Source organism: Massilia sp. P1_C10 (assembly GCF_056406475.1).
The window spans coordinates 100182-112674 of sequence record NZ_JBFUAC010000001.1 but is presented as its reverse complement, the minus strand read 5'-3'; the positions used below and the strand labels follow the sequence as shown (position 1 = coordinate 112674).

General features: G+C 64.1%; 11 protein-coding genes. 6 read left to right on the top strand and 5 right to left on the bottom strand.

What is annotated here, in order from left to right; all coding sequences use genetic code 11:
* Positions 1–126: 126 nt before the first annotated feature.
* A complete protein-coding gene (locus AC1D02_RS00560; protein WP_477312618.1) occupies positions 127–1314 on the bottom strand; it encodes an IS4 family transposase in 1188 nt (395 codons plus the stop codon).
* 165 nt (positions 1315–1479) lie between these two features.
* On the bottom strand, positions 1480–4224 hold the full coding sequence (gene polA, locus AC1D02_RS00555) for a DNA polymerase I (protein WP_477312616.1): 2745 nt from the start codon (positions 4222–4224) through the stop codon (positions 1480–1482).
* A gap of 189 nt (positions 4225–4413) precedes the next feature.
* Here polA and AC1D02_RS00550 point away from each other — a divergent pair, with 189 nt between their 5' ends.
* From AC1D02_RS00550 to AC1D02_RS00525, 6 genes are all read left to right on the top strand, one after another.
* Positions 4414–4848, top strand: coding sequence for a DUF2782 domain-containing protein (locus tag AC1D02_RS00550; RefSeq protein WP_477312614.1), 435 nt, complete (start codon positions 4414–4416; stop codon positions 4846–4848).
* A gap of 54 nt (positions 4849–4902) precedes the next feature.
* Positions 4903–5862, top strand: coding sequence for a homoserine kinase (locus AC1D02_RS00545; RefSeq protein WP_477312612.1), 960 nt, complete (start codon positions 4903–4905; stop codon positions 5860–5862).
* Positions 5859–6623: a BPSS1780 family membrane protein gene (locus AC1D02_RS00540; RefSeq protein ID WP_477312610.1), complete on the top strand. Its 765-nt coding sequence runs from the start codon at positions 5859–5861 to the stop codon at positions 6621–6623. The genes AC1D02_RS00545 and AC1D02_RS00540 overlap by 4 nt, the downstream gene beginning before the upstream one ends.
* Positions 6624–6752: 129 nt before the next feature.
* Positions 6753–8222, top strand: a complete 1470-nt coding sequence (locus AC1D02_RS00535) for a DUF5666 domain-containing protein (protein WP_477312608.1) — start codon at positions 6753–6755, stop codon at positions 8220–8222.
* Between the two features lie 121 nt (positions 8223–8343).
* Positions 8344–8877: a hypothetical protein gene (locus AC1D02_RS00530; RefSeq protein WP_477312606.1), complete on the top strand. Its 534-nt coding sequence runs from the start codon at positions 8344–8346 to the stop codon at positions 8875–8877.
* Positions 8877–9248, top strand: a complete 372-nt coding sequence (locus tag AC1D02_RS00525; RefSeq protein ID WP_477312604.1) for a YajD family HNH nuclease — start codon at positions 8877–8879, stop codon at positions 9246–9248. The genes AC1D02_RS00530 and AC1D02_RS00525 overlap by 1 nt, the downstream gene beginning before the upstream one ends.
* Before the next feature lie 43 nt (positions 9249–9291).
* On the opposite strand, the gene AC1D02_RS00520 is transcribed toward AC1D02_RS00525, so the two are convergent.
* The 3 genes from AC1D02_RS00520 to AC1D02_RS00510 are packed head-to-tail and all read right to left on the bottom strand — an operon-like array spanning position 9292 to position 12472.
* Positions 9292–11601 carry a UvrD-helicase domain-containing protein gene (locus AC1D02_RS00520; protein ID WP_477312602.1) on the bottom strand — a complete coding sequence of 770 codons (2310 nt, stop codon included), beginning with the start codon at positions 11599–11601 and terminating at the stop codon, positions 9292–9294.
* 47 nt (positions 11602–11648) lie between these two features.
* Positions 11649–12077 carry a hypothetical protein gene (locus AC1D02_RS00515; RefSeq protein ID WP_477312600.1) on the bottom strand — a complete coding sequence of 143 codons (429 nt, stop codon included), beginning with the start codon at positions 12075–12077 and terminating at the stop codon, positions 11649–11651.
* Positions 12078–12088: 11 nt separating this feature from the next.
* The gene (locus tag AC1D02_RS00510) at positions 12089–12472 is read right to left on the bottom strand and encodes a hypothetical protein (protein WP_477312598.1); all 384 of its coding nucleotides are present in this window, start codon (positions 12470–12472) and stop codon (positions 12089–12091) included.
* Positions 12473–12493: the final 21 nt, after the last annotated feature.

Here is a 12493-nt window from a genome sequence, read left to right as displayed (position 1 = left end):
CTAATTACAGCTTGGCATTGTCAATACGATCACGCAACGTTGTTAAACGCGCACAATGTTTCGGAATTATGCAAGATCTTGCATAATTTGGCTTCAAAAAATGGGGCCAGGTCCTGAGCCTTCCCCTCATATTTCCACTTTCATGACCATGGACGCCAGTTCGGACAACGCATCGTCGAGCTGGCGCTTCAACAGCATTCGTCGGGTCTCGTTCAGGTAGTGCCGCGCCAAGGAGATGATCGAAAGGGTGGAGCTCGCCTTCTTTTTGCTACCGTAGGCGATCTGACAACCCTGTTGTCTCGCCGCCAGGCCGATCAACCAAAGAGCGTATGTAATCAGAGCGCCTAGCAAGAGTAGTGCTGCTAGACGTGGAAGCTCTTGAGTCTGGCTATCGGTAAGGCCCAATCCCCACTTGCCATTCTTTAGGTCGCGGAAGGTCTGTTCGATCTGCATCCGGCCAGAGTATAGAGCGACTATCTTTGTCGCCGATAGTGGTTCCAAGCCCTCTGACACTGCGAGCAACCACGGCTCGATCTGTCCGGATCGATTCTTCAGGCTTTGCGTGCTCCGTGAAATCTTCCCGAACTTGGTTCGGTGATGGCGTCCCTTAGATTGCTTCTTGAATGCGACAAGCCGGCAAGCAGTTGGGTTGCTTCTGACATAAGCGAACCGCCCCAAGGTCTTGGGTCGACCAGTAGCGCGCGCGTACAACGTCTTGCAACCGACCCATTCGCGCGATCCTTCCTCGCGAACTAGATCGCGATTACGGATACGCCCGATCCAATCGAGATCGAGCTCGCTGGCCAACTTGAACCAAGTCGCGCGAAAGCCCGCGTCCGTGACCAGTACTGGTTTGCAGTGTGCCGGTAGAACCGCGCGCAGATTGATGAGGAATTCTCGGTGGACCTTGGACGCCCCATAGTCTTTGCCAGCATGTACTTCCTCATACACGACGAAGGCCCGACCTTTTACAATCGCCGCGGCGCGCAGCAAATGGGCGCTGCCATCAGGGCGCAGGTCGGACCAGTCAATGATGATGCCGATATTTTTCTGTTGTGCGAGAACTCCGTCATTCATCGCTCGGTAGATTTGGCCGCGCTCCTTTAACAGGTGCGGATTGCTCAGCAAACGATCGCAGCACTTAATCCGGTGACGCAGCGCGGATGCGCCGCCGAGTGCTCGGCTCATTCTCAGCAGGCTAAGTCCGCTCTTTCGCCCAGCCTCCACCAACTTCGCCAGACAATGCCGCCGCTTGGCATGAATAGACGCGCATTTTTTGCTGAGCAAATCTTGTATGATTCTCGCTGCATGCATGGTTGTCTCTCTTTCGCAGTTTGGACGCTACGAAACAGAGGGTTAACACAGCCATGCATGCACCGTTTTTGACAGTAAAGTTAACAGCGACTGAGATTGTTTACAAGAAAAATTTGAGGGGAAGGGTCAGGGCCAGGTCCGCAGGACCAGACCCAGCCCGCGGACTCAGTGCGCCTCGTCCCAGTTCTTGCCGATGCCGACTTCGGCAAGCAGCGGCACCTTCAGCTCGGCCACGCCGGCCATCAGCTCGGGCAGCTTCACTTTCACCAGCTCCAGTTCGGCCTCCGGGACCTCGAGCACCAGTTCGTCGTGCACCTGCATGATCATGCGCGTGCCCAGCTTCTCGGCCTCGATCCAGCCCTGCACAGCGATCATCGCCAGCTTGATCAGGTCGGCGGCGGTGCCCTGCATTGGCGCATTGATCGCGGCCCGTTCGGCGCCCTGCCGGCGCGGACCGTTCGGCGAGTTGATCTCGGGGAGCCACAGGCGCCGTCCGAACACCGTCTCGACATAGCCGCGTGCCTTGGCCTGCATGCGCGTGTCGTCCATGTACTGCTTCACGCCGGAGAAGCGCGCGAAGTATTTGTCGATGTAGCTTTGCGCCGCGCCGCGCTCGACGCCCAGGTTGCTGGCCAGGCCGAACGCGCTCATGCCGTAGATCAGGCCGAAGTTGATCACCTTGGCGTAGCGCCGCTGCTCGCTGTCGACGTCGGCCGGCGCCACGCCGAAGATCTCGGCGGCGGTGGCGCGGTGGATGTCCTCGCCCTCGGCGAACGCGCGCAGCATCGCCGCGTCCTCGGAGATATGCGCCATGATGCGCAGTTCGATCTGCGAATAGTCGGCCGAGACGATCACGTTGCCCGGGCCGGCGATGAAGGCTTCGCGGATGCGCCGCCCTTCCGCTGTGCGAATCGGGATGTTCTGCAGGTTCGGATCGTTCGACGACAGCCGGCCCGTCACCGCCACCGCCTGCGCGTAGTTGGTGTGCACGCGGCCGGTGTCGCGGTTGACCATCTTCGGCAGCTTGTCGGTGTAGGTCGACTTCAGCTTCGACATGCCGCGGTATTCGAGCAGGATCTTCGGCAGCGGGAAATCCTCGGCCAGCTTCTGCAGCACTTCCTCGTCGGTCGATGGCGCGCCGCTCGGGGTCTTCTTCACCACCGGCAGTCCCAGTTTGCCGAAGAAGATCTCGCCGATCTGCTTGGGCGAGCCGAGGTTGAACGGGCCGCCCGCCAGTTCGTGCGCCTTGGCCTCGAGCTCCATGATGCGCTTGCCCAGTTCTGCCGACTGCACGTCAAGCAGCGCGGCGTCGATCAGCACGCCGTTGCGCTCGATTTTCTGCAGCACCACCGACGTCGGCAGCTCGATCTGGCGGTAGATGAAGGCCAGCTTCGGTTCGCCCTCGACCGAGTCCTTCATCGCGTGGTGCAGGCGCAGCGTGATGTCGGAGTCTTCGCCGGCATATTCGGTCGCGCGCGACAGCTCGACCTGGTCGAAGCAGATCTGGCCGGCGCCCTTGCCGCACACTTCGGTGAACGGGATGGTGGTGTAGCCGAGGTGGCGCAGCGCCATGTTGTCCATGTCGTGCGGCTTGTGCGACTCGAACACATAGGACTGCAGCAGCGTGTCGTGCACGATGCCGCGCAGCGTGATGCCGTGGTTGGCGAAGATGTGGCTGTCGTACTTGAGGTTCTGCCCAAGCTTCGGCTTGGCCGGGTCTTCCAGCCAGGCCTTCATCTGTTCCAGCACCTGCTCGCGCGGCAGCTGCTCGGGCACGCCGGCGTAGCGGTGCGCCAGCGGGATGTAGGCGCCCTTGCCTTCTTCGACCGACAGCGAGATGCCGACCATCTGCGCCGTCATCGGCTCGAGCGAGGTGGTCTCGGTGTCGACCGAGGTCAGCTCCGCCGCGCCGATCAGCGCCAGCCATTTATCCAGCTGCTCCTGGGTGGTGACGGTTTCGTACTCGCCGCGGATCAGCGGCACCAGCTGCGGCTCGCCGAACAGGTCGGGCGAACTCGGCGCCGGGCCTTGCGGGCGGCCGGCGTCCGGGCTGCCGACGATTTCTTTGAGCAGCGTCTTGAAGCCGTAGCGCTGGAAGAAGTCCTTCAGGCCCTCGAGGTTCTCCGGCTGGCCGACCAGCGATTCGGTGATCGACACCATGTGCCCGGCCAGGTCGCAGTCGCACTTCACGGTGATCAGCTCGCGCCCTTTCGGCAGCCATGCGAGCGCGCTTCGCAGGTTCTCGCCGACCGCGCCGGTGATCTTGGCGTGGTTCTCCATCACGCCTTCCAGGCTGTCGTGCGCGGCCAGCCATTTGAGCGCGGTCTTCGGGCCGCACTTCATCACGCCGGGGATGTTGTCGACGGTGTCGCCGATCAGGGTCAGGTAGTCGATGATGCGGTTCGGCGGCACGCCGAACTTGGCCAGCACGCCCGCTTCGTCGAGCTTCTCGTTGGTCATCGTGTTGATCAGCATGACCTTGTCGTTGACCAGCTGCGCCAGGTCCTTGTCGCCGGTCGAGACGATGGTGTTCATGCCGAGCCTGGTCGCTTCGACCGACAGGGTGCCGATCACGTCGTCCGCTTCGACGCCTTCGACCATCAGGATCGGCCAGCCCATGTGCTTGACCCCTTCGTGGATCGGCTCGATTTGCAGGCGCAGGTCGTCCGGCATCGCCGCGCGCGTGGCCTTGTAGTCGGGATACATGTCGTCGCGGAAGGTCTTGCCCTTGGCGTCGAACACGCAGGCAATGTAGGCCGCCGGGTAATCGGCGCGCAGGCGGCGCAGCATGTTGACCATGCCGTGCATGGCCCCGGTCGGATGGCCTTCCGGGCTGCGCAGGTCCGGCAGGGCGTGGTATGCGCGGTACAGGTAACTGGAACCGTCGACTAACAGCAGGGTATTTTGCATGGTGCTCTATATGGATGAGGGCCGCGGCAGGCGGCGAAGCGGCTGTCATTATCGCAGAATCCCGCTTGGAGAAAACGCAACAATTGACAACGCGGTATGCTCTCCATATGGGGACGGATTCGACACGTTCCACAGGCGATCGTGTCGATTTGTTACAATGGCATATAACGAATGACTAGGCAAAACATCATGGCGCGCTCTACCTCTGTTGGGAAATTTTTGCTGCTCGGCACGCTCGCGCACGCCAGCCTCATCCAGGCCCAGCAGACGCCGCCGGCCGCGACGCCGCCCAAGCTCGAGCAGATCCAGGAAGGCGCCGACACCCCGGTCACCATCACCCCGCAGCAGCGCGGCAAGCAGAAGATCACCGAAAAACGCGACGGCGGGCGCGTCACCGAAGTGCAGGTGACCACCGGCAAGAGCAGCTACACGATGAAGGCGCCGACGCCGGGCTCGGTCAACGACCAGGCCGACCTGACCGGCAGCAAGCTGCGTCCGCCGCAGTGGAAGGTGCTCGAATTCGACTTCGGCAAGAAGAAGCAGACCGACGCCGAAGCAGCCGCCGCCGCCGCCGAAGTGCCTGTGCTGGCGCCGGCCCCGCCGCCGCCCGTCATCGTCAAGTAAGCCACGCGGGGGCGCGCGCGCCCTCCCCCACCACCCTTTTCCTTACGCTCGCACATGGCAGTTTTCACCTCGGTCAGCCTGGACGACCTCTCCCACTGGATCGAGCAATTCCCCCTAGGTAAAGCCACGGCGATCAAGGGGATCGCGTCCGGCATCGAGAACAGCAATTTCTTCATCAGCACCGAGCGGGGCGAATACGTCCTGACGATTTTCGAGAACCTCGATTTCGACCAGCTGCCGTTCTACCTGAACCTGATGCGCCACCTGGCCGAACGCGGCGTGCTGGTGCCGGCGCCGGTGGCCAGCGAACAGGGCGAGCTGATCGTGCCGCTGCACGGCAAGCCGGCCGCCATCGTCAGCAAGCTCGACGGCGCCTCGCAGATGGACCCGCAGCCGGTGCACTGCGCCGCGGTGGGCGCGATGGTGGCGCGGATGCACCTGGCGGCGCGCGACTTCCCGCTGACGCAGCCGAATTTGCGCGGCCTCGACTGGTGGAATGAAGCCACGCCGCAGGTGCTGCCTTACCTGGCGCCCGAAAATGCCGCATTGCTGAGCGCCGAACTGGCGTTCCAGCAGCAGTTCGCCGCCAGCGAGGCGTATCGCCAGCTGGTGCGCGGCCCGGTGCACGCCGACCTGTTCCGCAACAACGTGATGTTCGACGGCGAGCGCCTGACCGGCTTCTTCGATTTCTACTTCGCCGGCTGCGACACCTGGCTGTTCGACCTGGCCGTCACCGTCAACGACTGGTGCATCGACCAGGCCAGCGGCGTGCTCGACGCGGCGCGCGTGACTGCGATGCTGGACGCCTATCACGCGGTGCAGCCGTTCCCGGACGCCGAGCGCGCCTGCTGGCAGGCGATGCTGCGCGCCGCCGCGCTGCGCTTCTGGCTGTCGCGGCTGTACGACCTGTACCTGCCGCGCCAGGCCGAACTGCTGACGCCGCACGACCCGGCCCACTTCGAGCGCATCCTGCGCGAGCGCATCGCGACCGCGGCGCCGGGATTGCCGGCATGAGCGCCATTCCCGCAAGCGCAGGCTGGAGCTGGCTCAAGCAAGGCATGGGGCTGTTTCGCAAGCAGCCGGGGTCGCTGACAACGCTGCTGTTCGCCAACGTGCTGTTCAGCCTGGTGATCGGCGCCGTCCCGATCCTCGGACAAATCGCCGCAGTGGTGCTGATTCCGTCGCTCAGCATGGCCTTCATGCAGGCCTGCCTGCTGATCGAGAACAACCAGCGCGTCACGCCGGCGGTGCTGCTGACCGGCTTTCGCAAGCCCGGGGTGAAGAACCTGTGCAAGATCGGGCTGGCTTACCTGGCCGTCACGGTCGTGCTGAGCCTGGTCGCCTGGCTGATGATCGGCGAGGAGTTCTTCAAGCAAGCCATCAAGCCGGGCGTGGCGCCGGTCGCGGCGGCGTCCGACCTGCTCGGCATCCTGCTGATCGGCGTGCTGCAGATCGCCACGGTGGTGGCGCTGTGCTTCGCGCCGCCGCTGGCGCTGTGGCAGCATATGCCTCCGGGCAAAGCCATCTTCTTCAGCTTCTTCGCGGTGCTGCGCTCGGCGCGGGTGTTCGTCGTGATGCTGCTGGCCTGGCTCGGCATCTTCATGGTCTCGGCCGCGGTGCTGATGATGCTGTTCGGCGCCTCGTCGTTCGGCCGCATTGCGCTCACCTGGCTGGGCTTCCTGTTCGTGCTGTTCCTGCAGTGCGCGATGTACGTGGGCTACCGCCAGATTTTCGGCGTGCCGGAAGCGGTGGCGCCGGCCGGTGCGCCGCGCTAGCGCTCCGCGTCCGCGATATTGCCCAAAAACAACATCGCGCGACCTTTGTCTTTACAGTCGGCATTGCCAGATGCACTATACGAACGATCACCTCTGTTGAGGCCGTTCCAAATTTCGTCTGGAGACCGCATGAAACATCTCACCGTGACCCGTACCCTGCTCGGCGCCGCCTGCGCCGCCGCCGTCCTGGCCGCCTGTGGCGGCGGCAGCGCCAGCGCCCCGGCCGCCCCGGCGCCGGCCGCGCCCGCGCCCGTGCTGCTCGGCATGTCCACCGTGTCGGGCACCGTCACCGGATTCGGCAGCGTGATCGTCGATGGCGTACGCATCAAGGACGATAAGGTCGCCCCTGGCAAGGAGAAAGCCGACGGCACGGTCGCGGCGGCGGAACTGAAAATCGGCCAGCACGTCGAGGTCGAGCACGACGGCAGCCTGGTGGCAACGAAAATCCGGGTCAGCGCCGAAGTCGAAGGCTCGGTTGCCACCGTCGACCTGGCCGCCAGGACCCTCACGGTGCTGGGCCAGACGGTGACCATCAACGCCGACGCGGCGCTCGGGCCGGTCACGGTGTTCGGCGCTCCGTACACCAAACTCGACGACGTCAAGGCCGGCGACGCGGTCGAAATCCACGGCCTGATCAAGACCGACGCCGCGGGCAAGGTCTCGCTCCAGGCGACCCGCATCGAGAAGAAGAGCGTGGACATCGCCGACCGCGTCAACGGCATCATTTTCGACCTGTCGGCCACGGCGCACACCTTCAAGATCGGCAAGCTGCTGGTCGACTATTCCAGCGCGACCGTGATGCCGGCGGGCGCGGTGCTGGCCAACGGCAGCGAAGCGACGGTGGCGATCCCGGTCGGCACGGTAGAGGCCGGCGTCGCGGTCAAGGCCAGCGCCATCAAGGTCAGGGACCGCAAGGCCGAAAGCCAGGGCAAGGAAGTCGAACTGGGCGGCGCCGTGTCGGCGTTCGACACGGCCGCCAAGGTGCTGACGGTAAACGGCGTGAAGGTCGACGTGTCGGCGATCGCCTTCAACCAGACCGGCAAGACGCTGGCCGACCTGAAGCCGGGCGCGTACATCGTCGTCAAGGGCACCTACGGCGCCGACGGCGTCCTCAAAGGTGCCACGGTGGTGGTGCGCGGCGTCGAGCAGGAAAAGGACCAGGCCGTTGAACTGCACGGCTCGATCTCCGACTTCCGCTCGCTGGCCGACTTCAAGCTGCGCGGCGTATCCATCGACGCCACCGGCGCCACGATCGACACCGCCTCGTGCGCCGGCATCTCCCACCTGGCCAACGAGATGCAGGTGTTCGTCACCGGCAGCCTGAGCGCATCAGGCGTGGTCAAGATCACCTCGGTGAAATGCGAAAAGGTCGACAGCGCCGGCATCGTCGTCACGCGCCAGGGCAAGGTCAGCAAGGTCGACACGGCCGCGAAGACGTTTGCCATCACGACCACCAAGGAGACGATCAACGTGACCTGGGGCGCGGCGACGACCTTCGTCGATGTCGAAGCGGCCAACATGGCCGACAAGTACGTGACGGTTGAGGCGAGCACGTCGTCTACGGGCCTGCAGGCGCGCAAGATCTCGCTGATCAAATAGTAGCCGGGCCGGTCCGGCCGCAGACTCTCCCCCGGAGCAATCCGCGGGAGAGTTTTTTTGCCCGGCGACCGCGTCTGCCGCGCGATGTTAAACTTCGCCCTTCAGACCAGAGAATAGAGCCATGACCACCCCTACCAAGACGCCGGCCGCCAAGCGCACCGAGCCGAGCGCCGAGCGCGCCCCCAATCCTTTCCTCGACGGCGACCTGTACGTCCGGACCCGCGAATATTCGCCGCGCGAAGCGATCTTCTCGAAGGAGATGAAGGCCATCAACGAACGCGGCGCCGGCAAGCGCAACCGCGATCCGCTGCAGGCGCCATCGCTCAAGCCGCTGCTGGGCATGGTCAAGAAAGGCAAGTCGCTCAAGGACATGTTCGGCCAGATCATCGCCGGCAACGACAAGGGCCTGTGGACCGGCTGGATGGAAACCTTCGGCTTCGAAATCCGCTCGGTCAACTACGCGGCGACCGGCAAGCGCAACGCCGTGATCGCGCTCGACCTGGGCATCTCGTCGAAGGCCAACGCGCTGTTCGCCAAGGAAGGCGTGCCGAACTGGCGCAGCCTGGTGGTGGAAGACTGCGCCGAGCTGAAGATTCGCCATGCGACGGAAAAGACACCATTCGAGGCGTGCGCGGTGTTCTACCTGGACAAATAATGATTCCGAAGAAACCGGATGCGGCGCGGCTCGACAAGATCGTGGCCGACGCGCGCAAGGCGGCGGAAACCCGCGAGAGCGGTTACCGGGCGCGCTCGCTGAAGATGTATCCGTGGATTTGTGGGCGCTGCATGCGCGAATTTACCAACGCGAACGTGTCTCAGCTGACGGTGCACCATCGCGACCACAATCACGACAACAATCCGCCCGATGGCAGCAACTGGGAGCTGTTGTGCCTGTACTGCCACGATAACGAGCACTCGCGCTACCTGGAAGCCGATCGCGGCGCCGGGCTGCAGGCGCCGGAGATGCAGGCGGCGACGCACAATCCATTTGCGGGATTGGCCGGCCTGATCAAGAAGAAGGACTAAGCAGTTTGTCGTAGCTGCGAAGGCAGGTACGACAAGCGTGAAGCTAGCGCCCCAGGCGTTCCAGCTTGGCCACCGACAGGTCCAGCACCTTCATCCCGGCGCGGCCGAAGTTGATCTGCGCGCGCGCATTGCCGCCGCTGCCCTCGATGTTGACGATCACGCCTTCGCCGAACTTGGCATGTTCGACCGACTCGCCGATGCGCCATCCCGGCCCCGACGTCTGCTTCTGCGTGATCTGCTGTGCGATCTTGTTGTCCGACCCGCCCTCTCTGAACTTCGCATCGTCCCACGCCGATTTCTTGTTGCCGAACCAGTGCGCCTGCACCCGCGGCGAAATCCACTTGAGCGCCTCTTCCGGCAGCTCGTCGAAGAAGCGCGACTTCATGTTGTAGCGCGTCTGCCCGTGCAGCATGCGCGACTGCGTGAAGCTCATGTACAGCCGCTTCTTGGCGCGCGTGATCGCGACGTACATCAGGCGCCGCTCTTCGTCGACGCCATCGAGTTCGCGCGAGCTGCTCTCGTGCGGGAACAGGCCCTCTTCCAGCCCGGTGATGAACACCGCGTCGAATTCGAGGCCCTTGGCCGAGTGCACCGTCATCAGCTGCACCGAGTCCTGGCCGGCTTGCGCCTGCGCGTCGCCCGCTTCCAGCGACGCGTGCGACAGGAACGCCGACAGCGGCGACATCACGGTCGGCAGCGGCGCGTCGGCGTCGAGGATCTCGATGCCGTCCTGGTTGACGATCGCTTCGCCGGCCTGCGCCTGAGCGCGCGGTCCCAGGTGCGCCGGCGCGCCCTGGCCGAAGCCTTCTTCCTGCACGAACTGGGTTGCCGCGTTGACCATTTGCTCGAGGTTCTCGATGCGGTCGGCGCCTTCCTTCTCGTTGGCGTAATGGGTCAAGAGGCCGCTCGCCTCCAGCACCACCCGCACCATTTCCGGCAGCGGCAGTTGCTGGGTCTCGAAGCGCGCGCCTTCGATCAGCTTGACGAAGCCGCCCAGCGACGAGCCGGACTTGCCGGTCACGTAAGGCACCGCCGCATACAGCGAGATGCCGTACTGCTCGGCCGCCGCCTGCAGTGACTCGATCGAGCGCATGCCGATGCCGCGCGTGGGGAAGTTCACCACGCGCAGGAAGGCCTGGTCGTTGTTCGGATTGTCCATCAGCTGCAGGTAGGCGATCGCGTGCTTCACCTCGGCGCGCTGGAAGTAGCGCTGGCCGCCGTACACGGTGTACGGCAGGCCGGCCGCGAACAGCGCGTGCTCGATCACGCGCGACTGCGCGTTGGAGCGGTACAGGATCGCGATCTCGCTGCGCATGGCGCCGTCGGCGACCAGGCTCTTGATCTCTTCGATCAGCCACTGCGCTTCCTCGAGATCGGACGACGCTTCGTAGATGCGCACCTGTTCGCCGTGGCCGGCGTCGGTGCGCAGGTTCTTGCCGAGGCGCTTGCTGTTGTTGGCGATCAGCGTGTTGGCGCTGTCGAGGATGTGGCCGTGCGAGCGGTAGTTCTGCTCCAGCTTGATCAGGTTCTCGACGCGGAACTCGCGCTCGAACGCGCTCATGTTGCCGACGTTGGCGCCGCGGAAGGCGTAGATGCTCTGGTCGTCGTCGCCGACGGCGAACAGCGCGCCGCCGAACTGCTCGCCGTGACCGGCCAGCATCTTCAGCAGGCCGTATTGCAGGTCGTTGGTGTCCTGGAACTCGTCGACCAGGATGTGCTTGAAGCGCGCCTGGTAATGCTCGCGCAGCGGCTGGTTACGCTGCAACAGCTCGAACGAGCGCAGCAGCAGCTCGGCGAAATCGACCACGCCTTCGCGCTGGCATTGCTGGTCGTACAGCTCGTACAGCTCGACCAGCTTGCGCTCGATCGGATCGTAGGCCTCGACCTTGTTGGCGCGCAGGCCCTGGTCCTTGGCGTTGTTGATGAAGTACATCAGCGTCTTGGCCGGATACTTCTCGTCGTCGACGTTGTTGGCCTTGAGCAGGCGCTTGATCATCGACAGCTGGTCCTGCGAGTCCATGATCTGGAACGCCTGCGGCAGCGCGGCGTCGCGGTAGTGCGTGCGCAGGAAGCGGTTGCACAGGCCGTGGAAGGTGCCGATCCACATGCCGCGGGTGGATACCGGCAGCATCGCCGACAGCCGGGTCAGCATCTCCTTCGCCGCCTTGTTGGTAAACGTCACCGCCATGATGCCGGCCGGCGAGACCTGGCCGGTCTGGATCAGCCAGGCGATGCGGGTGGTCAGCACGCGCGTCTTGCCCGAGCCGGCGCCCGCCAGGATCAGGGCGCTTTGCTGAGGCAGGGTGACGGCGGCGAGTTGTTCGGGATTGAGGTTGTGGAGGAGATTCTGCATCCCGCCATTATACCGGCAGGGGCAGGCGCGCCGGGTTCGGCCGGCGCTTAACGGGCGGGTGTTGTCGCTTCAACCACCAGCACGCTAAGCTCGCATCCAGGCGCTGCATGCACTGTTATTTCCTGGCCAAGGCGCGCGACCAGGGCCGGGCGGACCGGCGGCGCATTGGCGCACTCGACAGTACCGTCGAGCTTGACGCTGCCGGCGCCCTCAGGCGTCAGCACGAACGACGCCATCGATTTGCTGCCGCTGTCGTCCACCTCGACCTTGATCTGCTTGCCTGCGCTGACTTGCCCGGCGGGGGTCGATTTACCGCCGGGCTTGACGAAGGTGATCGACACGTCATAGATCTTGTCGGCAGGCGCCTCCTTCTGTCTGATCAGGGTGCCGTAGGTGCCGGCCAACAGCAGTCCGACTGCGGCGACCCGGAGTGCATTGCGAGGAGACGAGAAAAACTTGGCAAGGCCTTGATTCAAGCGGCGCTCCCTTATCGCGGTGTGGCAGGCTGCGTTTCTTCGGAAACGAGCATGGAGAGTTCGCACGGCCGGTCGCCAGGACCCTGGGCTTTGACGGTGGCGGTTTCGCCCAGGCGCGCGATCAGCACCGGACGCGATTCCTTGCCGTCGGCGCAGCGCACGCTGCCTTCGAGCTTGACCGTGCCCGCGCCGGAGGGCGTCACGACAAACGATGCGGCCATCTTTTCATCGGCTTCGCCAACGCTCACCTTGAACGATTCCGCTTCGCGCACGATCAGGCGCGGCGAGGTCGTGCTGTTCGGCGTGGTGATGGTCATGGCGATGCTGTAGGTTTTCGGGTCGGCGGCGTGGGCGATACTGGCGATGAGCGCCGCGAGCAGGACTATTTTTTTCATGATGCTCCTTTCGTGTGCAAA

Bases quoted from the DNA above. Each gene is read 5' to 3' on its own strand.
- AC1D02_RS00545 (WP_477312612.1), top strand. From the start codon at position 4,903: ATGGCAGTTTTCACCTCGGTCAGCCTGGACGACCTCTCCCACTGGATC.
- AC1D02_RS00550 (WP_477312614.1), top strand. From the start codon at position 4,414: ATGGCGCGCTCTACCTCTGTTGGGAAATTTTTGCTGCTCGGCACGCTC.
- AC1D02_RS00525 (WP_477312604.1), top strand. From the start codon at position 8,877: ATGATTCCGAAGAAACCGGATGCGGCGCGGCTCGACAAGATCGTGGCC.
- AC1D02_RS00535 (WP_477312608.1), top strand. From the start codon at position 6,753: ATGAAACATCTCACCGTGACCCGTACCCTGCTCGGCGCCGCCTGCGCC.
- AC1D02_RS00510 (WP_477312598.1), bottom strand. From the start codon at position 12,472: ATGAAAAAAATAGTCCTGCTCGCGGCGCTCATCGCCAGTATCGCCCAC.
- AC1D02_RS00520 (WP_477312602.1), bottom strand. From the start codon at position 11,601: ATGCAGAATCTCCTCCACAACCTCAATCCCGAACAACTCGCCGCCGTC.
- AC1D02_RS00560 (WP_477312618.1), bottom strand. From the start codon at position 1,314: ATGCATGCAGCGAGAATCATACAAGATTTGCTCAGCAAAAAATGCGCG.
- polA (WP_477312616.1), bottom strand. From the start codon at position 4,224: ATGCAAAATACCCTGCTGTTAGTCGACGGTTCCAGTTACCTGTACCGC.
- AC1D02_RS00530 (WP_477312606.1), top strand. From the start codon at position 8,344: ATGACCACCCCTACCAAGACGCCGGCCGCCAAGCGCACCGAGCCGAGC.
- AC1D02_RS00540 (WP_477312610.1), top strand. From the start codon at position 5,859: ATGAGCGCCATTCCCGCAAGCGCAGGCTGGAGCTGGCTCAAGCAAGGC.